Raw genomic sequence first — 23166 nt, 5'->3', positions numbered from 1 at the left:
CATGCGCCAGAAACAGCAAATCGTGAACACTCTTTTTGAGCAAGGAAACGCTTAGTTTTGTTACCCCCCCCGCCGAAAAACTACAAAATTTCTTCGGCGTTTTCTTACAATTTCAAATTGGCGTTGACACCGGAGCTGGGCACGACCGCCAGCATCGGCGGCGAGAAAGAAGTCAATGCTACCGAGGTTTTCACTCTGGAGGATATAGTGGAGTACACTCATCTGGTGCCGGGCAAGGAGTATACCGTCAAGGGCGTGCTTATGGATAAGACAACCGGCGAAGCGCTGAAAATCAATGGTGCAGAGGTGCGTGCCGAATCCACCTTCACCCCTGAGAACCCCAGCGGCACGGTTACGGTTCTGTTTGAGTTCGACTCCAAATATATCAAGGCCGACACCGATATTGTAGTGTTTGAGAGTCTGCATCAGAAGGGCCGGGAGCTAGCCGTTCATGCGGATATCGAGGACGAGTCCCAGACCGTGACGGTCCATGTGCCTGAAATTGGCACCCAGGCCACCATCGGAGAGGAAAAAGAGGCCACCATCGACGGCCCGGTCACTATCGACGATGTGGTTGCCTACAAGAACCTGACCCCTGGCAAGGAATATTCGGTTTACGGCATCCTTATGGACAAGACTACCGGTGAGGCCCTCAAGGTGGGCGGCGAGGAAATCCACGCAGAGAGCACTTTTACTCCTGACACCGCCGATGGCGAAACTGTAGTACAATTCACCTTTGACACCACCGGGCTGGTGGATTCCACCGAGATCGTGGCTTTCGAAAGCCTGTCCAGAGAGGGCATTGAGCTGGCGGCTCACGCCAATATCGAAGACCCCGCCCAGACCGTCAAGGTGACTGTTACCGGGCCGCGCATTGGTACCAAAGCTACGGTTGACGGCAAAAAAGAGGTGTCCGGCGAGGGGCTTATCACTATCGAGGATGTGGTGTCCTACAAGGGCCTGACTGCCGGGAAAGAGTACAAGCTGGTTGGTACTCTCATGAACAAGACTACTGGCGAACCCTTTAAGCTCAATGGTGAGGAAATCTGCGCCGAGGTTGTGTTTACTCCCGAAAAATCTGAAGGAGAGGTCACTGTTTCCTTCCCCTTCGACACCTCCTGGGTGAACTCCACTACAGATATCGTGGTGTTCGAAAAGCTGTCCCTGAACGGCAAGGAAGTTGCTGTCCACGAAGATATTGGCGACAAGGAACAGACCGTCACCATCGTTGTGACCAGGCCGGAGATCGGCACAACTGCCACTATCGGCGGTAAGAAAGAGGCCGCGCCCAGCAAGGAGATCACCATCGACGATGTGGTGTCCTACAAGAATTTGACCCCCGGCACGGAGTACACGCTGGTGGGTGTCCTCATGGACAAGGCGACCGGCAGTCCGTTCAAGGTTGGCGACAAGGAGATTCGTGCGGAGGCTACCTTCACTCACGAAAAGGCTGACGGAGAAACTGTAGTTAAGTTCACCTTCGACGGCAGCGGCATCACCCAAGCCACGGAAATCGTGGTGTTTGAAACGCTCTATCAGGGCGAGGTGAAGATTGCCGCTCATGAGGATATCAATGACGAGGGTCAGACCGTGAAAATCGTGCCGGTCTCCCCCGGAAAACCTACCACACCGAACCCCGGCAACCCTCAAACCGGCGACCGCTCCATTATGGGCTTCTGGATTGGCTTGGGCGCCATTGCGCTGGGCGGCTTGGCGGCCGGCATTTTCATGTACAGCAGAAAAAGGAAAGAACAGGATGGTGAGTGATGAAAAAGGTGTATATCTGCGCGCCCCTGGCGGGGGATGTGCAGGGCAATCTGGAAAAGGCAAAACGCTATAGCAAATACGCACTGAGGTGCGGGGCGGCTCCGGTCACCCCGCATTTTTATGCGCTCTGTTTGGATGACAGCATCCCGGAGGAACGTGAGATGGCTATTGCCGCCGGGCTGTCTTTGTTGTGGTTCTGCGACGAGGTTTGGGTGTTCGGCGACCAAACTACGGACGGCATGAGGGCAGAAATCAAGCTGGCGCACAACCTCAATATTAAGGTTAGGCTTATAAAGCCTCATGAAATTGAGAAAGTTCTCCCTCAATAAACGGCCCTTTGTTTTGGGCTTGCTGCGATTTGAATTGGCAAGCCCAAAACCATATTTTTATCAAGAAAGGAAAATTTGCAATGAAAAAGAAGTGGATAAAAATCCTTTTCTGCACTGTGTTCGCGGCGCTGCTGGTGCCGGTTCTGGCGGTTCCCGCCATGGCGACTGGCGACGTGGCGGGCGCTATCCAGAGCACCTGGACAACGGCGCAGACCCAGATTCGGGCTGTGGTGGACAACGTGGTGTTCCCCGTCATCGACATGATTCTGGCGGTGCTTTTCTTTGTAAAAGTCGGGGGCGCGTATTTTGATTATCGCAAGCATGGCCAACTGGAGTTTACCGCTCCGGCGATCCTGTTTGCCTGCCTGATTTTCACCCTGACAGCCCCGCTCTATATCTGGACAATTCTGTAAAAATATACACGGAGTGGGAGGGGCAATGCGCTCCTCCTGCTTACATTTTTCGGAGGTGATTCACATTTTTGATTGGTTAGGCGACATTCTCGGCGGCATTGGAAGTGCCGTGGGCGGGGTGTTCGATACGATTGGAGAGCAGGTGTCTGCGGCCATCTGGGACGCCATGATACGATGGTTTTACAACACGATTTTTGACGCGGCCAGCGATTTCTTCACCATGATGGGCAACATGGGCGCGGATATCTTCGACCTGAACTGGGTCAGCGCGACCATATCCCTGTTTACAATGTTCGGCTGGTCGCTGTTCATTGCTGGGACGGTGGTTGCTGTGTTCGACGTAGCCATAGAATACCAGACTGGCAGGGCCAGTGTCAAGACTACGGCGATAAATGTGTTGAAAGGCTTTTTCGCCTGTTCCCTCATAGGCATTGTGCCGGTGGAACTGTACAAGTTCTGCATCAGTTTGCAGAACACCTTCGCCGGAGATTTGACCCGCATATTTTCCGGACAGCAGGCACAAGGTCTGTCGGAGCAGAGCATTGCCATCCTGACGGCAAACTTTGTGGTACCCAAGAACACGGTAATAGGGCTTTCGAGCTGCTGGCGCTGGTGGCCTTCGCCTACTGCGTGATGAAAATTTTCTTCGCAAATATCAAGCGCGGGGGAATCCTTTTGATCCAAATGGCGGTGGGAGCGCTGTATATGTTTTCTGTTCCTCGGGGCTACACGGACGGCTTCAACCAGTGGGTCAAGCAGATCATTGCGCTGTGCTTGACCGCATTCTTGCAGACAACTTTGCTGTTCCTTGGTCTGCTGACGTTCTCGGATAATATGCTGCTGGCCCTGGGCATCATGCTGGCGGCAGGGGAGGTGCCGAGGATCGCCCAGCAGTTTGGGCTGGACAGCTCGGTCAAGGTGAATATGATGAGCGTGGTTCATGCCACCAGCACGGCGGTCAATATGACGCGCTCTGTGGCAAAGGCCATAGCGTGATGGAGGTACAAATGACAACCTATTTATATCCGCAAAACCTGAAAGCAACGGCGAATCTCTGGCTGTGGAGCCTGTGGGATTTTGCCATTTTATGCGTGGCGGCTCTGCTGTCCGTGCTGGCCCTGGTGCAGCTCCACTTCATGGTACCGGCAGCGGTGACCCTGTGCTTTGGGTTTCTCACTATCCGCATGGAAGAAACCACTGTGCTGGACTTCCTGAAATATGCTGTCAGGTACTTCATTTCCAGCCAGCAAATCTACGATTGGAGGTAACGCTATGTCGAAGAAGAAAAAGAAGGGCCGCTCGACCCAAGAGCTCATAGGGATTCAGAATTTCACCAGATACGGGCTTGCCACAAACCGTGGCGAGCTCTTATTTTTTCTGGTGTCCCCCACCAATATCTCGGTGCTGTCCCATACCAATATCGAGATAAAGATTCGCCATCTCATGATGGTAATGTCCGCCATTCCTGATATCGAAATCACCTGCACGGACTCCTGTGAGTGTTTCGATGATAACCAGGCGTATCTGCGGGGGCGGCTCCAGGAGGAAGGGAACCCCTTGGTGCGTCAGCTCTTAGAGCAGGACACGGAGATGCTCGACCGGGCACAGGCGGAAATGGCGACGGCCCGTCAGTTCCTGTTCATCAGCCGATGTAAAGGTATGAAAGCTGACCAGGTGTTTCAGGCCGTGAACCGCATTGAGAAAGTGATTTCGGAGCAGGGTTTTGAAGTACGGCGCATGAGAAAGAGCGACATCAAGCGATTCCTGGCGATTTACTTCGACGCCAGTATGAGCGGAGACCAGTTGCCGGACACGGACGGCGGGCAGTTTTTTGAGGTGCAGTCCTATGAGCCGGAGGATTAAATTCGGCGTATTCACCTTTCTGCTGTCGGCTGTCCTTGTCACCTGCGGGGTGATGATTGACGGGGAACTGCTGTCACGGCAGAAAGAAAAGGAAGTTTTTGAGGAACTTGCCAAGCTGGTGACCGTGGAAAAGTCTACTGCCAGCCCAGCTCCAACAGGGTCTCCCCCAGCAGATAAACAGCCAGGGCCTGCCGCCACTCCCTCCCCTGATTCCCAAGAATCGCAAGAGCAACGCCGCGATCTCTCGGAACTGTTCGCCATGAACGAGGACTTCGTGGGCTGGCTGTGCATCCCGGACACTGACATCAACTATCGGTCATGCACACTCCGGGCGATCCTGAAAAGTATCTGCGCCGGAATTTTCAGGGCGAGTACAGTGAATCCGGTGTTCCTTTTCTCGATTTCCGATGCAGCCTTGACAGCGACAACCTCATCATTTACGGACACAACATGATGAACGGAACGATGTTCGCCGCATTGCAGGGGTATGTACAGGAGGATTTTTGCAAGGTTCACCCTATTGTAGAATTTCAGACGGCGGACGGCTGCGCGAAATATCGGGTGTTCGCCGTGGCCTGGGTCAAAAGTAATGATGAATGGTACAAGTTTGTGAGCGCCGATGCCGCCGAAGATTTCAACAGCGCTGTTGAGAAAGTCATTGGCAAGGCACTGCTGACCATCAATCCTCCCCCTGAATACAGACAACAAATCCTGACTTTGTCTACCTGTTACGACTCCGCCCACAACGGCAGATTGCTTGTGTTGGCGGCAAAATTATAGAAAGGTTGTGTGACTATGTCCAAGAAAAAGAACAAGAAGATGAATCCGGCCCAGCTTGGAGCCGTGCGCACCAAGGATTTTTTCGACTGCATCCTGCCGGGCTCGGTGCGCTTTATGAGCGATTATTATATCGTGGGCGACAGCTACCGTAGCGTGTGGGTAGTCCGTGAGTACCCGCCCAGCACGGAGGAACAGGCCATCCTGTCTCAGCTCGCCGACCGCAGCGGGGTGACATTGCGCATTTATCACCGGCTGGTGGAGCCTATGGAGCAGCGCAAGATTTTGCAAAATGCCACCCGGAAAAACAAGCTCATGTCCGGAGGTAACGACGTAAACGAAACTATCGAGGCCCAAGGCAATTTGCAGGATGTGGTGGAGCTGTTGGCGAATCTGCGAAAAAACAAGGAACCTCTGCTTCACTGTTCCGTTTTTATCGAGCTAAAGGCCCGGAACCTGGACAAGCTCAAGGAGCTCCAGAGCGAAATCAGCATGGAGCTGACACGCTCGAAAATCTCCGTTGACCGCCTGACCCTGCGGCAGAAAGAGGGCTTCCTCTCTGTTCTGCCTGTGGGCGCGAATCAGTTTGGAGCACAGTATGAACGGGTATTGCCTGCCAGTTCTGTGGCAAATCTGTACCCCTTTAACTCCTCCGGCAAGACCGACCCCCACGGCCTTTATATCGGGCGGGACAAGTATGGCTCCAATGTTCTGGTGGATTTTGACCGCCGGGCCGAGGACAAAACCACCAGCAATATCCTGATCCTCGGCAATTCCGGGCAGGGGAAATCCTACCTGCTGAAACTCATTTTAACAAATCTGCGGGAGTCCGGCAAGACCTGCATCTGCCTGGACGCGGAATCCGAATATGAGGAGCTCACCCGCGCCCTGGGCGGCTGCTATATCGACTTTATGTCCGGGGAGTACACCATCAACCCTTTGGAGCCGAAAGCATGGACAGACGGTTCCGGCGAGGTAGACGCAGCTACCCCTGACGCTTTCAAGCGGGTAACACGATTGAGTCAGCACATCGCCTTCCTCAAGGACTTCTTCCGGGCGTATAAAGATTTCACCGACGCGCAGATCGACACCATTGAAATCCTGCTCATGAAACTGTATGCCCGGTTCGGCATCACCGACAGCACGGACTACGCCACCAAAAAGCCCTGCGACTTCCCCATCCTCTCCGACTTCTATAAGCTGTGCCAGGAGGAATTCCACACCTATGACAGAGAAAGAAAATATCTCTACACCGAAGAAATGCTCCAGGAGGTGTGCCTGGGCATCCACTCCATGTGCGTGGGGGCGGAGTCCAAGTATTTCAACGGGCACACCAATATTGTGGACGATAGGTTCCTGTGCTTCGGGGTAAAAGGCCTCATGGATACCAACAAAAGGCTCAAGGACGCAATGCTGTTCAATATTCTTTCCTATATGAGCAATGAGCTGCTGGGTAAAGGCAACACCGCCGCCAGCATTGACGAGTTGTATCTGTTCCTGACAAATATGACGGCAATCGAATATATCCGCAATGCCATGAAACGTGTTCGGAAGAAGGATTCTTCGATTATTCTGGCCAGCCAGAATATTGAGGATTTTCTCATTCCCAGCATCCGGGAGTTCACGAAACCTCTGTTCAGCATTCCCACCCATCAGTTTTTATTCAATGCCGGGCAGATCAATCCCAAGGATTTCATGGACGCCTTGCAGGTGGAGCCCAGCGAGTTCGAGCTTATCAAGTACCCGGAGCGCGGCACCTGCTTGTATAGGTGCGGCAATGAGCGGTATCTATTGCAGGTGATTGCCCCGGATTATAAGTCTGCCTTGTTCGGAAAGGCGGGAGGCCGATGAGTGCAGCCCTCGGAGCAGCGCTCAAGAAAATTGCTGTTGCGCTGCTGTCCGACCCGAAAACTCTCAAAAAAGTATTGTCAGTTGTGCTGACCCTTCTGGTGGCGATCATCATGCCCATAGCGGCGGTGATCGCCATTTTCAGTACGGATTTCGAGATAGACGTGTCGGAGTTCCAGCGCCTGGCCATCCAGAACCTGACCCCGGAGCAACAGGCCGACCTGCAATTTATAGAGGACACCGGCAACGAAATCCAGGCGGCGCTGACTGCCAGAGGCCAGGAAAAACGGCTCAAGGAGGCGCTGGTGCTGTTCCTTTTTGCTCTGGGGGACTTTGCCCATGAGCCTGGGTTTGTTGAAAAGCTGGCGGGGTGTTTCGTAGAAGGACAGACCCATGCGGAGCTCATCGCCGCCGTGAATAACGCTTTCGGAACAGATATCAGCTTGGAAGATTTCGAGAAAATAATGTCCTTTGTGAACCGGCAGATCGTGGACGTAGCCCGGTCCCAGCTCGGCAATGTAGGCGGCGAACCCTATTGGAGCTGGTACGGGTTCCCCTCTCGGGTGGAGTGGTGCGCCTGCTTTGTAAGCTGGTGCGCCGACCAGTGTGGGTATATCGACAGCGGTATTATACCACGGTTTTCCGGCTGTGAGCAGGGCGCTGGTTGGTTCAAGGCAAGAAATCTCTGGCAGGACGGTTCCGCCACTCCCGCGTCAGGGGCTATTATATTTTTTGACTGGCTGGACGAGAACGGCATCCAGGACGGCAGCCCCGACCATGTGGGCATCGTGGAGAAGGTGGAAAACGGCAGGGTGTACACCATAGAAGGGAATTCTGGCGACGCCTGCCAGCAGAACAGCTATCCCATAGGCTATTTTGAAATCTACGGGTACGGTACACCTAAATATGAAATAGGAGGTACAGAAAATGATAGTGAGAGCAGTAGCCCAGTGGAGGGAGCCTGAGATTCTTGCCCCGCCCTGGGAGATCGTGCACACAGTTGAACTGCCGCCGGGAGAATTCCGCAAGTTCAAGGAAGATCTGTTGCAGGCCCAGCCCTTTATTATGGAGCACGCCAATGACCTGTATGTGGACAACTCCGGTCTCACCCACGGAATGCTGGTGCTCTGCGAGGGAATCGATGATGGTATTCTGGTAAACTCAGAGGGCTTTGCCTATGCCCGGTACGCCGCTTACCTCTCTGGGGCAAGGACGTTATCCCTCATGAACCGCTACCCTTCCCTGCACGACTTCTGTGTGGGGATGGACTCGCTGGTGGAGAAATATGTTCAGCAGGCGTTGGCTGGGCAGGAGGACGGTGGCTTTACCCTGTTCTATTCAGATTTGGACGCAGAGGTGGAGCAGCGGGTATACGATGAGGACATGGTCAATTTTGACCGGCAGTTGTTTCTGGATATGCTCTCGGAGCGCCCGGAGTTCGATGAGGTGGAGACCACCCAGAACGAAGTCTATCTGACTATCGCCCCGGAGTTTGTGCAGGAACAGGCTCCGGGGATGTCTATGTGAAGGAGTTGATACCCCATGAAAAAAGACAGCATCACTATCCCCTACGACGAGGAAAAGCTGGCGGCTCTGCGGCTCTATCTGGGCCAGAAGAATCAGTCAGTAGAGCAGGAAATGATCTCTGCTGTGGACTCTATCTATGCTAAAGCCGTGCCCAGTAATGTGCGGGAGTTCTTAGATTTACGCTCGGGCATGGAACCAAAGCCTGCGGAACGGCGCAAACGGACCCGCCCTGCGGCAGAATCAGAACCGGCTGTTGACGTTCATGCAACTTCCTCCGATCCTCTCCCGGAAAGCCGTGATAGCTTTTGAGGACACAGAAATTTGGTATAGAAATCGAGATGACCGGCATCACTCGCGCGGCTGCGGCCCAGGTGATCGCCGGTCATTTTGGTACCAACGCCATCCATGTGGGCGGCAGTTACGACACCTACACGGTGCGCGACAACGATAACCGGCAATGGAAAGTGGTCAGTGATGCTTCTATTCGCAGAGAATCCAGGCGCGGTGAATCCCGAAATAGCGCCTACGCCGTAGAGTTTGTGTCTCCTATCTGCAAGTACGAGGACATCGAAACCATTCAAGAATTGATTCGCAAACTGCGCTCCGCTGGGGCCAAGGTCAACGCCTCTTGTGGAATTCATGTTCACATTGACGCCTCGCCTCATGATGTGAAAACGCTCCGGAACATTGTCAATATCATGGCGGCGAAGGAGGATCTGCTCTACAAATCCCTCAAGGTGGATGTTCACAGGGAACACTATTGCGCCAAGGCTGACACCCGGTTCCTGGACGAGCTCAACGCAAAGCGCCCCACGTCTATGGACACCTTGGAGTCGATCTGGTACAATGGTCGGTCTGGCAGAAATTACCATTACGATGAGAGCCGGTACCATGGTTTGAATTTGCACTCGGTATTCTCCAAGGGTACCATCGAATTCAGATTATTTAACTCTACGCTCCATGCCGGGGAAATCAAATCGTATATCCAGCTGTGCATGGCGATAAGCCACCAGGCGTTGGTACAGAAGTCGGCCTCCCGCATCAAGACCCAGAGCAGCAACGAGAAGTACACGTTTCGGGTTTGGCTCCTGCGGCTGGGGTTGATTGGTGACGAGTTTAAGACCGCCCGGCACCATCTGCTGAAGAATCTGGACGGCAATATTGCCTGGAAGGATCCTGCCCAAGCCGAGGCTCAGAAACAGCGGCTGGCTGAAAAAAGGCTGGCTGAGTCTGTTGCCCAGGCCATGGAGCAGGTACCTGCGCTGGTAGAATCCACGGAAGAAATAGAGCAGGACGAAGCCCAGGAAATGGGCATGAGAATGTGAAAGGGTGAGAAAATTGGCTAAAAAATTATACGTTGCCTATGGCAGCAATCTCAATAAGGGGCAGATGAAGTACCGCTGTCCCACGGCGAAATATGTTGGCACAGGTGAGCTGCAGGGCTATGAATTGCAGTTCAAGGGCCGGGAGCGTTCAGCCTTTGCTACCATTGGCCGCAAGGATGGGGCATCCGTTCCCGTGGGGCTCTGGGAAATTCAGGCCAGGGACGAGCGGGCTCTGGATATGTATGAGGGCTTTCCCAGCCATTATTTCAAGCGGGATGTGTCCGTAGAGATGGGCGGTCGGGAGGTCAGCGCCATGGTGTATATCATGAATCCGCGCATGAATTTTAACCTGCCTTCGCCCAGCTACTATGCGACCGTGCGTCAGGGCTACAAGGATTGCGGCCTGGACACTGCTGCGCTGGAACAGGCTTTGCAGAGCAGTACCCAGCATTATTACGATGTTGCTTCGATGTACCAGCAGCAATCCCTGTTCGATTACGACGAGGATGAGTTGGAGGAAGATGAGGATTTGGAGGATGAAGATGAGTGGGAGGACGTTGATGACGATGAGGACGAGAGTGAGGGGTACGACTTCCACTTTCATATGTGAGAGGGCGGCCGTGTGAATCGAGTCAAAAAGTTGAAACGCGACCTCGGCAGCGAGTATGCGTACCAGCGGTTCATGAGCGACCGGGAGGTGTCCCGCCTGCGGCGGCAGGTACCTTTGCAGTTTGAGGACACCATCGCCGCCAGCCTGACCGTTGGCTGCATGAAAATAAACGCAGTACTGTTTCAAGAGGACGGTACTCTACGGCTGGGCTATGATGTGTACGTCAAGGACTCCCCCGGCTCCTCCGAGTGGATATGCTTCGACTGCCCCAACGATCGCGCCAGCCTGAAGGAACAGGATATGCTGGCCGTGCTGGACAGAATCGTCAGCGAGAACGGCCTGTCCTACACGGAGTGCTGCTTCGAGCGGTTGGAGGGCATACTGCCGCCGGACAAGAAAATCTGATGCGGCCTGCCAGCAGGGTCAGCCCCTGTTGGCCCGTGTAAGGCCCCGTGCCGGGGGTTGCGGGGCTGGGTCGGGAAAACACTCGGCTCTGCACCGGCGGGGGCCGTGTTGGGCCAGCGTGGGGCCAGTTTGGGAAAGTCTCAGAATCACAGGTTTTGGAGCAGTATGGGCAAGGTCGAAAAGCAAGCGGGAGAAAGTGAGGTGGGTTGCGACGCAACCCTCTCACGGTTCACCGCGTCCGGTAATGCCGGTCGCGTCGGGCGTTTTCGGGCTTTTGGTCATGCGAATTTCAGGGTGGGTTGCTGTTGGAGATACCAGCAGAATGGGTGGGTTGTGGTGCGAAAAAAAGCCAGAAATGCGCCATTTTGAGTAGGGTTGCGGCAGAAAGGGAGTGAAAATATGCCTGCGCCAAAAGGAAAGAAGAAGTTCTTGCTATGGGCGTACCCAAGTACGCTGGAGCTGGTCAAAAACAACTACCGCAAGGACAAGAGTAAAAGCCAGTCTGAGTTCATCGACCGGGCGATCTGCTACTATGTCGGTCATATCACGGCGGATGAAGATACCTCGTACTTGCCCAACGCGCTCCTGTCCAACATGAAAAGCATTGTGGCTGAGAGCGATAACCGCCAGAACAAAATGCTTTTCAAGCTGTCGGTAGAACTTGCCCTGCTCATGAACGTGGTCGCTGCCAGCAGCGAGATAGACGAGATATCTCTTGCACGGCTACGCGGGGAGTGTGTACAGGAGGTAAAACGGCTCAACGGCAATTTCAGTTTTGAGGATGCGGTGGAGTGGCAAAGTTAGTTACGAAGTTTAAGTTCCTGAAACCGGGTGCGCGCCAAGGGCGTGGTGGGTACGCAAAGTATATTGCTACCCGTGATGGTGTCGAAAAAATAGATGACACCAAAAAGTTTGCTCCCGCCACTTGGAATCAGAAACAGCTCATCAAGAAAATTCTGCGTGACTTTCCAGATAGCAGGGAAATGTTGGAATATGAGGATTACCAGCAGAAACAGACAGTAGAATCTGCCTCTGAGTTCATCTCCCGCGCCATAGAGGACAATGCCGCTGTCGCTTTGAATGCTAAAACGTATGCGGATTATATTGCCACCCGGCCCCGCGCCGAGAGATTCGGTTCTCATGGTTTGTTTACAGATGATGGTGTGCAGGTGAATCTTTCAGAGGTGTCGCGGGAGCTCAACGAATACGGCGGAAATGTGTGGACAGCAATTATTTCTCTGCGCCGGGAGAATGCAGAACGGCTTGGATTTGATAACGGTTCCCGCTGGCGGGATATGCTGCGCACCCAGACCCAAGCGCTCTCCGAAAACTTGCGCATCCCTATGGGACACCTCAAGTGGTTCGCGGCTTTTCACAACGAGTCGCACCACCCTCATGTGCATTTGATTGCGTATTCTACGGTTGAGAGCGAGGGATACCTCACCAAGCAGGGTGTGCAAAAATTGCGCTCCTCTTTTGCGAAAGATATTTTTACGCAGGATTTGCTCTGCATTTATGAAAAGCAGACGGAGCATAGGAACCGGCTGCGCTCCGAGAGCAGGGATGTGCTTGCGGAAATCGTTTCGCAGATCAATGCTGGCGGGTATTCCAATCCACATCTGGAGGAACTGTTGCTACAGCTAGCCCGGCGGCTGTCCCGCACCAAGGGCAAAAAGGTGTATGGGTATCTCAAGACCGACGTGAAAGCGATTGTGGATTCCATTGTAGATGAACTGGCAAAAGACAATCGGATTTCCGCTCTTTACGATTTATGGTATGAGCAGAGAGAAAATGTGCTGCGCACCTACAACAGCAGCCTGCCGGAGAGGGTTCCGCTGTCGCAAAACAAAGAGTTCAAAATGATTAAGAACGCCATCATCCAGGCAGCCATGGATTTGGTTTTGGATAGCCAGCAGGAGCAAGGTGTGGCCGAAGATGATACAGATAACAAGCACAAGCCTTTGTCTACTGTGGGTACTGCTAACATTGGCATGAACGCCCTGCGCCTGCTGCAGCAGACCAGCCAGATCCTGCAAAATGATGTTCGGCCTGTCTATCAGGACAAGCGTGTCGACCGCAAGCTGCGCCGGAAGATCAACGAGAAAAAACAGGCGCAGGGGTTTCGGCAATAAAAAACATCGTAAGAGAGGGCCGCGCCATCTGGTGCGGCTTTTCTCTTGGAAAGGAGTTTCATGTCAGGATTTATTCCTTTTTCGGACGAGCAAAAAGAGAAAGCAAGGCGCACAGATTTAGCTGGCCTGCTCCGCAGCCAAGGCGAAACCTTACGCAAATCTGGTTCTGAGTTGGAGTGGCTGGACGGCTCCCAGAAAGTCACTATCCGGGGCAATCTGTGGTTCCACCAATATGAGCAGGTGGGCGGTGACTCCATTGACTTTGTAAGAAAATTCTACCACAAATCGTACCCGGAAGCAATGGAATATTTATTGGGCCGAAGTAGTGGGGTGCTTTCCATTCTGCCTCCCATACAAAAACCTACACCCAAGTTTGAACTGCCACCCGCCAAGGACAATATGCGGCGGGTGTTCGCCTACCTGCTGAATCGGCGTGGCATCGATAAGGACGTACTGTATGCTTTTGTCCACAAAAAGATGATATACGAATCCGCGCAGTACCACAATGCGGTGTTTGTGGGATTCGATAAAGACGGTACTCCCCGCCATGCTAACAAGCGGGGAACTGGCTCGGCCTCCACTTACAAGGGCAACGCGGTGGGGAGTGTGCCTGAATACAGTTTTCACTGGAATGGCAGGAGCAACCGCCTTTATTTGTTCGAGGCTCCCATTGATATGCTGTCTTTCATCTCCATGAACAAGGACGGCTGGAGAAATCATAGCTATGCGGCGGCTTGCTCTGTTTCGGACAAAGTGTTGTTCCAATGTCTGCATGATAATTCTGCTATCAACAAGGTGTCCATCTGTTTCGACAGCGATGAGCCGGGGCAGCTTGCTGCCCAGCGGATCACTGCCAAGCTGGTTATGCAGGGCATAGACTCCGAAATTCTCGTGCCAGTCAATAAGGATTGGAACGAGGATTTGTTATCCGGTGGAGAATTGGAGGTGGAGGAATCATGCCAAATATTGCGCCGTTGATTTTTGTGGCGGCTCCCATGTTTTGTGTTCTTAGCGGTGTCACTCTGCTGGCGCACATCTACAATCTCAACAACATCAAGGCAAAAACAGTTGGTGATGGACAGCATGGTACCGCTCGATGGGCCACGAAATCTGAGATAAAAAGAGTGTACCGGCACGTTCCATATACGCCGGAGCGCTGGCGGGAGCAGGCGGAACACAATCAGGAACCCACCACGGAAAATGGAGAACCGCTCCCCCAGGGAATCGTGGTGGGCTGTACAGGCAGAAAAGAGACTATGGCCATGATAGACACCGGCGATGTCCACACCATGATGATTGGCGCGGCGGGTGTGGGCAAAACTGCTTATTGGCTCTACCCATGCATTGAGTACGCCTGCGCCAGCGGCATGAGCTGGTTATCGAGCGATACAAAGGGGGATCTGGCACGAAATTACGGGACAATTGCTGAAAAATACGGCTATCATGTGTCCGTCATAGACCTGCGTAATCCCACCCGCTCCCACGGCAACAACCTGCTCCACCTGGTAAACAAATATATGGATGCCTATCTCGAATGCCCCGACCAGCTGGCATACAAGGCAAAGGCTGAAAAGTATGCGAAGATCATTGCAAAGACCATCATCATGTCCGGCATGGACGGTTCATCCTTTGGCGACAACGCCTACTTCTACGATGCCGCAGAAGGTCTGCTGACAGCGACGATTTTGCTAGTGGCAGAGTTTTGCGAACCGCAGAAAAGGCATATTGTTTCCGTATTCAAGATTATCCAGGAGTTGCTGGCCCCTTCCCAGCAGAAGGGGCAGAATCAGTTCCAGCAGCTCATGGCTATGCTGCAAAACGACCACAAAGCCAAGTGGTTCGCCGGGGCCGCGCTGAACACCTTCAAGGAATCCATGGCAAGTGTTATGGGTACGGCTTTATCGCGGCTTAACTCGTTCCTCGACAGCGAATTAGAGGTGCGACACGAAGTCGCATAATTGATTGTTCAACGCCGGAAGGTGATTGAACTTGCTATTCCGTTAGCAAGACCTACTATCCCCGAAGCGGGCCGCAAGGGCCGTGAGGGAGCGGATAGGACAAGGTAGCCCACCCGAAAGGGAGAAGCCGGAACCGTGAGGGGACGGCGAAGCTGTCAGCACAATACGGTTTGGGAGCTGGTCTTGGCAATATGGCTAACAAATGTGAACCGCTGATAAACGTCGTTACGCTGAACAGGCCAAAGCTGCTGACAGGCCTGAACCAAAATGGTGTGCAGTCGGATATCCTCTTTTCCAATGGGGATACACGGACACAAGACTGCCGGCGGAGAGGCGGGGCCTAAGTTGCCGTTTTATCAATTATGCGGAACGTGGTAAGCCCGTATCCTCCCCGCGATACGCGGGAAAGCCCACCGCAAGGTGTGCCGGTGGGGGTGCGGGTAAAGGAACATGGAAAAAGCGAACGCTGCCCTGTAATGGGGCGGATAGGGATTGAATCGTAAAATATTCGATAACATTATCCCACGCGAAAGCGGGCAGACTTCCATGCGGTCTTTCTTTACAAGAGAACTTACAGAATTTTCGAAAGGAGAAAAGCAAATGGACAGGGAACTGTGTGCATCTCTTGACAGCGCTGACCCGTGGTCTGAAATCGATTGGGACTATGCGGAATCCGCCGTTAGAAAACTGCAGGCGCGTATTGTAAAGGCTCAAAAGGAAGGCAGGGCTGGCAGGGTGAAAGCCTTGCAGCGGCTGCTGACCACGTCTTTTTTCGCCAAGGCTTTGGCTGTAAAAAGGGTGACGGAAAACACAGGAAAACGAACTGCCGGGGTAGACAGTGAAATATGGTCTACACCCAAAATGAAGTATGAAGCAATTTTCAGACTGACGCAAAAAGGTTACCATCCCAAGCCGCTCCGGCGGATATATATTCCCAAAAAGAACGGCAAAATGCGTCCCCTCAGTATTCCCACCATGCTGGACAGGGCCATGCAGACGCTCTACCGTTTTGCACTGGAACCGCTGGCAGAAATGAGTGCTGACCCTTGCTCCTTTGGGTTCCGCCCGGGGCGCTGTCCCCAAGACGCCATTGAACAATGCTTCAATGACCTTGCGAAAAAGGTGTCGCCCAAATGGGTGCTGGAGGGAGATATAAAGGGGTGCTTTGACCACATCAGCCATCGGTGGATATTGGAACACATCCCCATAGACAAGAAGATACTCCGCAAGTGGCTGAAATGCGGATACATTGAAACAAAAAAGCTGTTCCCGACCGATGAGGGTGCGCCGCAAGGTTCGCCTATCTCGCCGGTAATCTGCAACATGGTGCTGGACGGATTACAGCCGCTCCTCAAAAAACATTTCCACCAAACCACACGAAAGGGCAAGCAATATTCCCCCATGGTCAACTTCGTGCGCTTCGCCGATGATTTCATCATCACCGGTGAAAACCGACAGTTACTACAGGAACAGGTACTGCCCATGGTGCGGGAGTTTATGGCGGAAAGAGGTTTGCAGCTTTCGGAGAAAAAAACGGTCATTACCCATATTGACGACGGCTTTGATTTTCTTGGCTGCAACATCCGCAAATACAAGGGCAAGCTGCTGATTAAGCCGTCCAAGAAAAATCTCAAAGGGATTCTGGATAAAATCCGGAAAACCGTGAAGAAGAATCCCACCATCAAGCAGGAATGGCTGATTCGCAAGCTGAATCCCATGATTCGCGGCTGGGTCAATTACCAGCGGTTCAATGTGTCTGCTGTGGCGTTTGAATATGTAGATTATCAAGTGTTCAAATGTCTGTGGGCTTGGTGCAGGCGCAGGCATCCAAAGAAAAGCAAAACGTGGATAGCCACAAAATATTTCCACCGTATTGGCAACCGAAGCTGGACGTTTTCTGTTTCAACAAAGCAGAAAATGAACAATGGGGAAACCCTGTTTATACGGCTGGTTTACGCTGCCGATACGGATATTATCCGCTTTACAAAAATCCGCAACTGTTCCAATCCATTCGACGCGGACGACCGGGAATATTTTGAAAAACGCAACACCGAGAAAATGCGCAATAGTCTGAAGGGCAGAAAGATATTGGCGAAACTTTTCCGTCAGCAGAAAGGTTTGTGTCCTGTTTGCGGAAAGAAAATCACCGTGGACGCCGGATTCCAGGTCTATGATGATAAAGGAAATCGCCAGAATCACAAGCAAATGCTTCATCCGGAATGTTATAGAAAGGTTCGTAAAAATGATGTTTTCTTTGAGCCGGTTCCCGAAGGGGAGCTTTGAAAGGCTTGAGCCGTATGAGGGGAAACTCTCATGTACGGTTCTTAGGGGAGGCTCCGGCAGTAATGCCGGGGTCTTACCCGACCAAATCCTGTGCTTTGATACCGAGATAGATGCCGAGCGATTCTGCAATGAGAAGTGTGCGGTGTTCGTTATCTTGCCGGAGGAAAATCCCAATTCGTTTTTTATGATTTCGCTGATTATCCAGCAGCTCTACCGGGAAATCCTCTCCGTGGCAGATGAGAATGGCGGCAAGCTGAAAAATAGATGCGTGTTCTTTGCTGACGAATTTGGAACCATTCCAAAGATTGAATCTGCCGAGATGATGTTCTCTGCCTCCCGCTCTCGCCGCTTGCAAATTGTACCGATTATTCAGTCCTTTGCACAGCTAGAGAAGAACTATAGCAAAGAGGGTGCAGAGATTATCGTAGATAATTTGCAGGATATCATCTTCGGCGGTTTTGCACCCAACAGCAGCTCTGCCGAGGTGCTGTCCAAGGCCCTGGGCAGCCGCACAGTGATGTCTGGCTCAGTGTCCAGGAGCAAGAACGACCCCAGCCAGTCTTTGCGGATGATAGAGCGGCCTCTCATGACGCCGGACGAGTTGAAGTCTATGCCCAAGGGACAATTCATCGTGATGAAAACCGGTTTCTACCCCATGAAAGTCAGGCTCAAGCTGTACTTTGATTGGGGCATCCAGTTTGATGAACCGTACGCTGTCCCGGAAAACGGCAATCGTAAGGTAGCTTATGCGGAGAAGAATGAACTCCTACAGGCCATCGTGCTGAAATACCACCCGGAATGGTTGAAGGAGGATGATACGCCGCCGGAGGATGCACCCGCTGGAGGGCAGAGTCAGGACGTTCCCTCGCAAAAGCAGCGCAAGCGCTCTTCAAAGAAGAAAGGCTCCGCAAGCAGACAAAATAGGCCATTAAAAGAAGTTGCTCCCCATAACCGTGAGTCAGAGGTAGTGCAGGATGGGCCGGTTTGATTTCCTGTACAAGATGGACTTGCAGCACAGGGCCGTGGCGGTTTATATCTATCTGTCAGACCGGGCAAATCGGGATGGCGAGTGCTGGCCTGCCATCCCCACTATTGCCAGGGAGTTGAAGTTGTCGCAATCAACTGTCCGCAGGGCTTTGCAGGATTTAAGAAAAGCTGAACTACTGGAAACAGAGCAGCGCTATCGTGCAAAGGGCGGCAAGAGCAGCTTGCTTTTTCGCTTAAAGAGAATATGACAAAAAAGCACCCGCCGCCAAGGAACCTTTGCGCTCTCTCGATGGCAGGTGCCTCCTGTCATGGTGGAAGCTCTATTGAACTAACCAAATGAAGATGATATACTCCAGAGATAGAAAAGCCTTTCTCTCTTTAGTAAAAGGCACTGAATTAAAGAGAATTCAAATTCTCGATATAATCTTTTTGATTATATTGTTTCGATACTATCTCTTAATTCTTTGTCTATAGTCTCCTTATGCCGTTAAAGGCATCAATTTGTTCCCCCAATTCAGTCGGCGTTTCAGAATTAAATATCGCCTTCGTCTGCAGAGATTGTCCTGACCCCAAAGCAAAAATAGAGGATATGGAACACCCACACGCCCCCCAGCACAATGCGCCCCACCGGCACGGCGTGCATCATCACAAAGCCGATGGACATGAGCAGGGTCACCGTCACCATAATGCGCACCTTGATCTTTTTCGTCATACCCCTGCCCTGGACAAAGCTCTCCAGGTTCTCCTTATAGAGCTTCGTACCCTTGAACCACCTGTCCAAGCGTTCCGAGCTGCGTGCAAAGCAGAACGCCGCCAGCAGCAAAAACGGGAACGCGGGCAGCAGGGGCAGAACTGCCCCCACCGCACCCAGCCCCACGCCGATGCAGCCCAACGCTATGTACCCGATTTTCTTGATTTTCATGCCTGTTCCTCCAATCTCCGTTTCTCTTTTCTGGTCTCGATTACGTGCCGCACCGCCTGCACCGGGCAGACAAGGAGCATCCTGGGCCCGGAAAAGCGCATCACCGCCCGGATCTTCTCCCGCATCTCTGGTTTGTAGCAGTGTACCCGGCAGTTGGAGCAGAAGGTCTTTGTCTCCATGAACGGGCAGTGGTCGCTGCGCTGTCGGGCGTATTCGGCCAGCGCCGCGCACTCCGGGCAGAGTCCCTTGGTGTGGTGGTTTTTCCGGCAGTAAAGGGCAATCATCTTGGCCACCATCGCCTTTTCCCGCTCCCGCTTTGTGTTCGTGTCCATCAGCTCAGCCTCCCATTTTCCACCGAGTACACCTGGTCTGCTATGCGCATGGTGCTCTGCCGGTGGGACACCAACACCACGGTCTTGCCGCCCCGCTCCTGGCCCAGGGACTTCAAAATCACCGCCTCGTTCAGGCTGTCCAGATTACTGGTGGGTTCGTCCAGTAGCATCAGCGGCGCATCATGGAGGAATGCCCTTGCCAGCCCCAGCCGCTGGCGCTCCCCGCCGGAGAGGGTGCCGCCCAGCTCGCCCACAGGGGTGTCGTAGCCCTGGGGCAGGGTCATGATGAAGTCATGGACAGCGGCCTTTTTGCAGGCGGCGACGATTTCTTCATCTGTGGCGTCCAGCTTTGCAATGCGGAGATTGTTCTTGATGCTGTCGTGAAACAGATGGGTCTCCTGGGTAACGACGCTCTCCATGTCCCGGAGGTTTTGGGTGTTGATCTGCCCCACGTCCCGGCCCGAGACCTGCACCTGCCCAGGCCCTGCCTGCCAGAAGCGCATGAGCAGCTTTAAGAAGGTAGACTTGCCGCTGCCGCTTTTGCCCACGATGCCCACCACTTTCCCTTTTGGCACGTCCAGGCTCAGCCCGCTGAGGACTTGTTCGCCGCCGTAGGAAAAGCTGAGGTTTTCAGCCGCCGCGCCGGTGAACTCTACCTGGGTCTGACCGCTGACCTCCTCTACCAAAGGCGCCTCCTCCAGAATGTCCAGCACCCGGTTTCCGGCGGCGAAGGTACTCTGCAAAGTGCTGCCCAGGTTGGCCAGGGCCACGCAGGGGCCAAAGCTGCTCATGAGCGCCACTGTGGGAATAAGCACCCCGGTAAAGTCCACCTGCCCCCGGCTGTACAGCGCTACCGAGGTGAACAGCATTGCCAAGTCCAGCAGCAGAATCACGGTATTGGTGACAGCCATGCTGTACCCCACATTACACTTCATTTTGGACTCGCTCTCCGAGAGGGCATCGGTGCGGGCGTTCATCTCAGCGAGACGGGCCTCCCCCTGGCCGTACTGTATCGTCTCGTCCAGACCCCGCAGACTGTCCAGCACAAAGGCGCTCAGCTCCCCGGACTCCCGCCGGAACACCATGCCATCCTCTCCGCTGAGCCGGGAGGTTAGAATGGGCACAGCTACTCCCACCACGACATAAGCCCCCAGGGCCAGCAGCCCCAGCGCCCAGTGGCAGCTGCCGATGAACAGGCACATCACCACCGTAAACAGCCCGGCAATGGCCGCCGGGGAGATGGTGTGGGCGTAGAACACCTCCAGCAGCTCAATGTCCGAGGTGATGACTGCTATTAGATCGCCACGGTTCCGGCCCTCCAGCTTGGCGGGGCACAGGCGGCGCAGGGACCGGAACACTTTGTCTCTTATGAGCGCCAACAGCTTGAAGGCAATGTAGTGGTTGCTGGCCTGCTCGGAGTAGCGCAGAACGCCCCGCAGCAGGGCGAACACGCCCACGGAAATGAAAATGGCTGTCAGGCTAAGGGGCGTGTCGAACCGCAATAGATTCAGCACCGCGTACCCGCCGAAGATGGTGATAAACGCCGCGCACAGGTGACCGGCAAGGCCCATGAGAATTGCCAGCACCATGAACCCGGCTAAAGGCTGTACCAGCCCTATCAGCCGCAGCATTACCTTGAATCCGCTCCTTTTCATTCAGATGGCCTCCCTTCCGTAGTTCTCCAAAGACTGCTGGGCGTTCCAAAGGGCGGCGTAAGCGCCCCGCTTTTCCAGCAGCTCATAGTGTGTACCGTACTCCACAACGCGGCCCTTTTCCACCACATAAATGTTGTCCGCGCCGGTCACATTGGCCAGCCGGTGGGAGATGAGAATGACCGTCTTTTCCCTGGCCAGCCGGTGTATCTCCTCCATGATGTCATTCTCGCTCTCCACGTCGATGTTGGAGGTGGCCTCGTCGAAGATGTACACTGGACTGTCGTGGAGCAGCGCCCGGGCCAGGGCCAGCCGCTGCCGCTGGCCACCGGAAAGGTTTGCGCCCTGCTCGGTGAGGAGAGTGTCCAGGCTATTCTCCTGCCGGAGGAACCCGTCAAGCTTCACCTTTTCCAGCGCCGCCCAGAGCTCCTCGTCCGCAGCATCGGGCCTTCCCATTCGCAGGTTCTCCCGCACGGTGCCCTTAAATAGGTAGCTCTGGTGGCTGATGTAGGTGATGCTTTCCATCAGGTTTGCCTCGGCTATGTCCGCCAGCTCCACGCCGCCGATCTGGATGGAGCCGCTATAGCCCCGGTTCCGGCCCATGAGCAGCCCGGTGATGGTGCTCTTGCCACAGCCGGATTCACCAACGATAGCGGTGAAGCCGCCTTTAGGCACGACTAACTCAATGTTGTGAAGAATGGGCCGGTCAGGCTCGTAGGCAAAACTCAGGTTGGTGCAGGTGATGGAGCAATCCTCCGGGAAAGGTGCAGTGCCCCGCTCCGGCTCAGGCAAGTCCAGCAGGCGGAAAATCTTCTCGCTGGCGGCCATGCCGTTCATGGCGATGTGGAAAAAGCTGCCCAGCTGGCGCATGGGGATGAAAAAATCGGCGGACAGGAGAATGATGAGCAGGCATCCGGCTAAGTCCACCCGCCCGGCCCGGTACTGGGTCACGGACAGGATTACCCCCAGGGCCGCGCCGCCGTAGGCGATCAGGTCCATGATGGTGATGGAGTTCAGCTGCATGGTCAGCACCTTCATGGTGATTCGCCGGAAGCTCTCGGCCTCCCGGTTCATCTCCTCCTGCTTGAAGCTGTCGGACTGGTAAATCTTTAGCGTTGTCAGGCCCTGGAGGTTCTCCAGGAAGGTGTCACCCAAAGCGGTGTACTGGCCCCAGTATTTGGCGAGCAGCTTCTTGGCCCAGGTCTGCACGGCGGCGATGGCAATGGGAATAAGAGGCACGCACACCAACAGCACCACCGCCGAGGGTACGTTTACTGTGCACAGGTAGGCGAATAGGGTCAGCGGAGCCAGCATGGCGTAGAAGAACTGGGGCAGGTACGCGCCGAAATAGGTCTCCAGCTGGTCAACCCCCTCCACAGCCACCTGGACCACCTCGGCGGTGCTGGCGCTTTGGCGGTACCCAGCGCCCAGTCCCAGGAGTTTTCGGTAAATCAGCTCCCGCAAAGTGCGCTTGACAGCTTTAGACGAAAGGTAGCTCATGCGGCTAGCCCCCACTGTGCAGGCGAAGCGGAGCACCACCGCTCCCGCCGCAACCGCCGCTGTCAGGCCGAGCCGCCCGCTTTTACCCAAAGCCAAACTCGCTAAAAAAGCGGTTATGGCGGTCATCATGGCCATGTTTGCCAATAGAGAGAGCCATTGCAGGGCCACGTTCCCGGCCACGTATTTTCGGCTCTCGGGGACTGTGCCGATCAGGCGTTTGTTGATCATCATAAACTTCATTCACCTCTCAGTTAAGCAACACTAACTTGATTGCCAAATAACAGCGCCCGACAATTAGCGGACGCTAACTACATCTATTTTACTATTCCGCACATCGTTTGTCAACCAAATTTTTAAGCAAACGCAGGAAGGGACGCGATAAACGCGCCCCTCCCCTTTGTCCGAAAGTAGACTTATCCAAGATATTGGCAAATAACTTCCGCCGTCCTTTCCGGCCCCACCGAGCTGTCTATGCTCAGTTCATACTGGTGGGGGTCGCCCCAGTTTTGCCCGGAGATACTTTTATAGTACGTGCT

At 53.9% G+C, this 23166-nt stretch carries 24 protein-coding genes and 3 pseudogenes; 23 read left to right on the top strand and 4 right to left on the bottom strand.

The window, feature by feature from the left end; genetic code table 11:
* Positions 1 to 57 precede the first annotated feature (57 nt).
* The 23 genes and pseudogenes from D7X94_RS14895 (at position 58) to D7X94_RS14785 (ending at position 18472) form a co-directional block, all read left to right on the top strand.
* Complete coding sequence (locus D7X94_RS14895) at positions 58 to 1767, top strand: VaFE repeat-containing surface-anchored protein (RefSeq protein WP_120428453.1); 1710 nt, start codon at positions 58 to 60, stop codon at positions 1765 to 1767.
* A complete protein-coding gene (locus D7X94_RS14890; RefSeq protein WP_120428452.1) occupies positions 1767 to 2096 on the top strand; it encodes a DUF7768 domain-containing protein in 330 nt (109 codons plus the stop codon). Before D7X94_RS14895 ends, D7X94_RS14890 begins: the two co-directional genes overlap by 1 nt.
* Before the next feature lie 80 nt (positions 2097 to 2176).
* Positions 2177 to 2509, top strand: a complete 333-nt coding sequence (locus D7X94_RS14885; protein ID WP_120428451.1) for a DUF3852 domain-containing protein — start codon at positions 2177 to 2179, stop codon at positions 2507 to 2509.
* A gap of 25 nt (positions 2510 to 2534) precedes the next feature.
* Positions 2535 to 3143: a conjugal transfer protein TrbL family protein gene (locus D7X94_RS19575; RefSeq protein ID WP_120428450.1), complete on the top strand. Its 609-nt coding sequence runs from the start codon at positions 2535 to 2537 to the stop codon at positions 3141 to 3143.
* Positions 3143 to 3505 (top strand): conjugal transfer protein TrbL family protein, encoded by a 363-nt coding sequence (locus D7X94_RS19570; RefSeq protein WP_279221801.1) that lies wholly within the window; start codon positions 3143 to 3145, stop codon positions 3503 to 3505. Before D7X94_RS19575 ends, D7X94_RS19570 begins: the two co-directional genes overlap by 1 nt.
* 11 nt (positions 3506 to 3516) lie before the next feature.
* A complete protein-coding gene (locus D7X94_RS14870) occupies positions 3517 to 3777 on the top strand; it encodes a hypothetical protein (RefSeq protein ID WP_120428458.1) in 261 nt (86 codons plus the stop codon).
* A 4-nt stretch (positions 3778 to 3781) separates the two neighbouring features.
* The gene (locus D7X94_RS14865) at positions 3782 to 4372 is read left to right on the top strand and encodes a hypothetical protein (RefSeq protein ID WP_120428448.1); all 591 of its coding nucleotides are present in this window, start codon (positions 3782 to 3784) and stop codon (positions 4370 to 4372) included.
* Positions 4356 to 4826, top strand: a complete 471-nt coding sequence (locus D7X94_RS19320) for a hypothetical protein (protein ID WP_243111342.1) — start codon at positions 4356 to 4358, stop codon at positions 4824 to 4826. The genes D7X94_RS14865 and D7X94_RS19320 overlap by 17 nt, the downstream gene beginning before the upstream one ends.
* Positions 4721 to 5152, top strand: coding sequence for a class B sortase (locus D7X94_RS14860; protein WP_243111341.1), 432 nt, complete (start codon positions 4721 to 4723; stop codon positions 5150 to 5152). The genes D7X94_RS19320 and D7X94_RS14860 overlap by 106 nt, the downstream gene beginning before the upstream one ends.
* A 15-nt stretch (positions 5153 to 5167) precedes the next feature.
* Positions 5168 to 7000 carry a VirB4 family type IV secretion system protein gene (locus tag D7X94_RS14855; RefSeq protein ID WP_120428446.1) on the top strand — a complete coding sequence of 611 codons (1833 nt, stop codon included), beginning with the start codon at positions 5168 to 5170 and terminating at the stop codon, positions 6998 to 7000.
* Positions 7001 to 7473: 473 nt separating this feature from the next.
* Positions 7474 to 7962, top strand: a pseudogene (locus tag D7X94_RS19315) (CHAP domain-containing protein); the annotation flags it as partial.
* Positions 7925 to 8524 carry a DUF6329 domain-containing protein gene (locus tag D7X94_RS14845; protein ID WP_120428444.1) on the top strand — a complete coding sequence of 200 codons (600 nt, stop codon included), beginning with the start codon at positions 7925 to 7927 and terminating at the stop codon, positions 8522 to 8524. The pseudogene D7X94_RS19315 and the gene D7X94_RS14845, both read left to right, overlap by 38 nt.
* Before the next feature lie 15 nt (positions 8525 to 8539).
* Positions 8540 to 8833, top strand: coding sequence for a DUF6103 family protein (locus D7X94_RS14840; RefSeq protein ID WP_120428443.1), 294 nt, complete (start codon positions 8540 to 8542; stop codon positions 8831 to 8833).
* Positions 8830 to 9849, top strand: a complete 1020-nt coding sequence (locus tag D7X94_RS14835; RefSeq protein ID WP_279221798.1) for an amidoligase family protein — start codon at positions 8830 to 8832, stop codon at positions 9847 to 9849. The genes D7X94_RS14840 and D7X94_RS14835 overlap by 4 nt, the downstream gene beginning before the upstream one ends.
* A 13-nt stretch (positions 9850 to 9862) precedes the next feature.
* Positions 9863 to 10459, top strand: a complete 597-nt coding sequence (locus D7X94_RS14830; protein ID WP_120428442.1) for a gamma-glutamylcyclotransferase family protein — start codon at positions 9863 to 9865, stop codon at positions 10457 to 10459.
* A gap of 12 nt (positions 10460 to 10471) precedes the next feature.
* Entirely contained in the window at positions 10472 to 10864 is a 393-nt protein-coding gene (locus tag D7X94_RS14825) for a hypothetical protein (RefSeq protein ID WP_120428441.1), read from the top strand.
* Between the two features lie 429 nt (positions 10865 to 11293).
* Complete coding sequence (locus D7X94_RS14820; RefSeq protein WP_147401751.1) at positions 11294 to 11668, top strand: hypothetical protein; 375 nt, start codon at positions 11294 to 11296, stop codon at positions 11666 to 11668.
* The gene (gene mobP3 / locus D7X94_RS14815) at positions 11656 to 12996 is read left to right on the top strand and encodes a MobP3 family relaxase (RefSeq protein WP_120428439.1); all 1341 of its coding nucleotides are present in this window, start codon (positions 11656 to 11658) and stop codon (positions 12994 to 12996) included. The genes D7X94_RS14820 and mobP3 overlap by 13 nt, the downstream gene beginning before the upstream one ends.
* 60 nt (positions 12997 to 13056) lie before the next feature.
* Positions 13057 to 13974, top strand: coding sequence for a DUF3991 and TOPRIM domain-containing protein (locus tag D7X94_RS14810; protein ID WP_120428438.1), 918 nt, complete (start codon positions 13057 to 13059; stop codon positions 13972 to 13974).
* A pseudogene (locus tag D7X94_RS14805) lies at positions 13953 to 14933 on the top strand (type IV secretory system conjugative DNA transfer family protein); the annotation flags it as partial. The gene D7X94_RS14810 and the pseudogene D7X94_RS14805, both read left to right, overlap by 22 nt.
* Positions 14934 to 15554: 621 nt before the next feature.
* The gene (ltrA, locus tag D7X94_RS14795) at positions 15555 to 17237 is read left to right on the top strand and encodes a group II intron reverse transcriptase/maturase (protein ID WP_120428435.1); all 1683 of its coding nucleotides are present in this window, start codon (positions 15555 to 15557) and stop codon (positions 17235 to 17237) included.
* 79 nt (positions 17238 to 17316) lie between these two features.
* Positions 17317 to 18225: pseudogene (locus tag D7X94_RS14790) on the top strand (type IV secretory system conjugative DNA transfer family protein); the annotation flags it as partial.
* Positions 18212 to 18472, top strand: coding sequence for a helix-turn-helix domain-containing protein (locus D7X94_RS14785; RefSeq protein WP_120428433.1), 261 nt, complete (start codon positions 18212 to 18214; stop codon positions 18470 to 18472). The pseudogene D7X94_RS14790 and the gene D7X94_RS14785, both read left to right, overlap by 14 nt.
* A 284-nt stretch (positions 18473 to 18756) precedes the next feature.
* Here D7X94_RS14785 and D7X94_RS14780 read toward each other — a convergent pair whose 3' ends face one another.
* The 4 genes from D7X94_RS14780 to D7X94_RS14765 are packed head-to-tail and all read right to left on the bottom strand — an operon-like array spanning position 18757 to position 22858.
* Positions 18757 to 19146, bottom strand: a complete 390-nt coding sequence (locus D7X94_RS14780) for a YbaN family protein (RefSeq protein WP_120428432.1) — start codon at positions 19144 to 19146, stop codon at positions 18757 to 18759.
* Positions 19143 to 19478 carry a nitrous oxide-stimulated promoter family protein gene (locus D7X94_RS14775; protein WP_120428431.1) on the bottom strand — a complete coding sequence of 112 codons (336 nt, stop codon included), beginning with the start codon at positions 19476 to 19478 and terminating at the stop codon, positions 19143 to 19145. Before D7X94_RS14775 ends, D7X94_RS14780 begins: the two co-directional genes overlap by 4 nt.
* Positions 19478 to 21133: a thiol reductant ABC exporter subunit CydC gene (cydC, locus tag D7X94_RS14770; RefSeq protein WP_243111340.1), complete on the bottom strand. Its 1656-nt coding sequence runs from the start codon at positions 21131 to 21133 to the stop codon at positions 19478 to 19480. The genes D7X94_RS14775 and cydC overlap by 1 nt, the downstream gene beginning before the upstream one ends.
* Complete coding sequence (locus D7X94_RS14765; RefSeq protein WP_120428455.1) at positions 21134 to 22858, bottom strand: ABC transporter ATP-binding protein/permease; 1725 nt, start codon at positions 22856 to 22858, stop codon at positions 21134 to 21136.
* Between the last annotated feature and the right edge of the window lie 308 nt (positions 22859 to 23166).

The organism is Acutalibacter sp. 1XD8-33, from assembly GCF_003612555.1.
Lineage (GTDB): Bacteria > Bacillota > Clostridia > Oscillospirales > Acutalibacteraceae > Acutalibacter.
This window is presented reverse-complemented; position numbering and strand designations above follow the sequence as displayed.

What these genes read in the sequence shown, in the direction of transcription:
- D7X94_RS14890 (WP_120428452.1), top strand. Translation starts at nt 1,767, where the DNA reads ATGAAAAAGGTGTATATCTGCGCGCCCCTGGCGGGGGATGTGCAGGGC.
- D7X94_RS14885 (WP_120428451.1), top strand. Translation starts at nt 2,177, where the DNA reads ATGAAAAAGAAGTGGATAAAAATCCTTTTCTGCACTGTGTTCGCGGCG.
- D7X94_RS19575 (WP_120428450.1), top strand. Translation starts at nt 2,535, where the DNA reads ATGCGCTCCTCCTGCTTACATTTTTCGGAGGTGATTCACATTTTTGAT.
- D7X94_RS19570 (WP_279221801.1), top strand. Translation starts at nt 3,143, where the DNA reads ATGAAAATTTTCTTCGCAAATATCAAGCGCGGGGGAATCCTTTTGATC.
- D7X94_RS14870 (WP_120428458.1), top strand. Translation starts at nt 3,517, where the DNA reads ATGACAACCTATTTATATCCGCAAAACCTGAAAGCAACGGCGAATCTC.
- D7X94_RS14865 (WP_120428448.1), top strand. Translation starts at nt 3,782, where the DNA reads ATGTCGAAGAAGAAAAAGAAGGGCCGCTCGACCCAAGAGCTCATAGGG.
- D7X94_RS19320 (WP_243111342.1), top strand. Translation starts at nt 4,356, where the DNA reads ATGAGCCGGAGGATTAAATTCGGCGTATTCACCTTTCTGCTGTCGGCT.
- D7X94_RS14855 (WP_120428446.1), top strand. Translation starts at nt 5,168, where the DNA reads ATGTCCAAGAAAAAGAACAAGAAGATGAATCCGGCCCAGCTTGGAGCC.
- D7X94_RS14845 (WP_120428444.1), top strand. Translation starts at nt 7,925, where the DNA reads ATGATAGTGAGAGCAGTAGCCCAGTGGAGGGAGCCTGAGATTCTTGCC.
- D7X94_RS14840 (WP_120428443.1), top strand. Translation starts at nt 8,540, where the DNA reads ATGAAAAAAGACAGCATCACTATCCCCTACGACGAGGAAAAGCTGGCG.
- D7X94_RS14810 (WP_120428438.1), top strand. Translation starts at nt 13,057, where the DNA reads ATGTCAGGATTTATTCCTTTTTCGGACGAGCAAAAAGAGAAAGCAAGG.
- ltrA (WP_120428435.1), top strand. Translation starts at nt 15,555, where the DNA reads ATGGACAGGGAACTGTGTGCATCTCTTGACAGCGCTGACCCGTGGTCT.
- D7X94_RS14785 (WP_120428433.1), top strand. Translation starts at nt 18,212, where the DNA reads ATGGGCCGGTTTGATTTCCTGTACAAGATGGACTTGCAGCACAGGGCC.
- D7X94_RS14780 (WP_120428432.1), bottom strand. Translation starts at nt 19,146, where the DNA reads ATGAAAATCAAGAAAATCGGGTACATAGCGTTGGGCTGCATCGGCGTG.
- D7X94_RS14775 (WP_120428431.1), bottom strand. Translation starts at nt 19,478, where the DNA reads ATGGACACGAACACAAAGCGGGAGCGGGAAAAGGCGATGGTGGCCAAG.
- cydC (WP_243111340.1), bottom strand. Translation starts at nt 21,133, where the DNA reads ATGAAAAGGAGCGGATTCAAGGTAATGCTGCGGCTGATAGGGCTGGTA.
- D7X94_RS14765 (WP_120428455.1), bottom strand. Translation starts at nt 22,858, where the DNA reads ATGATCAACAAACGCCTGATCGGCACAGTCCCCGAGAGCCGAAAATAC.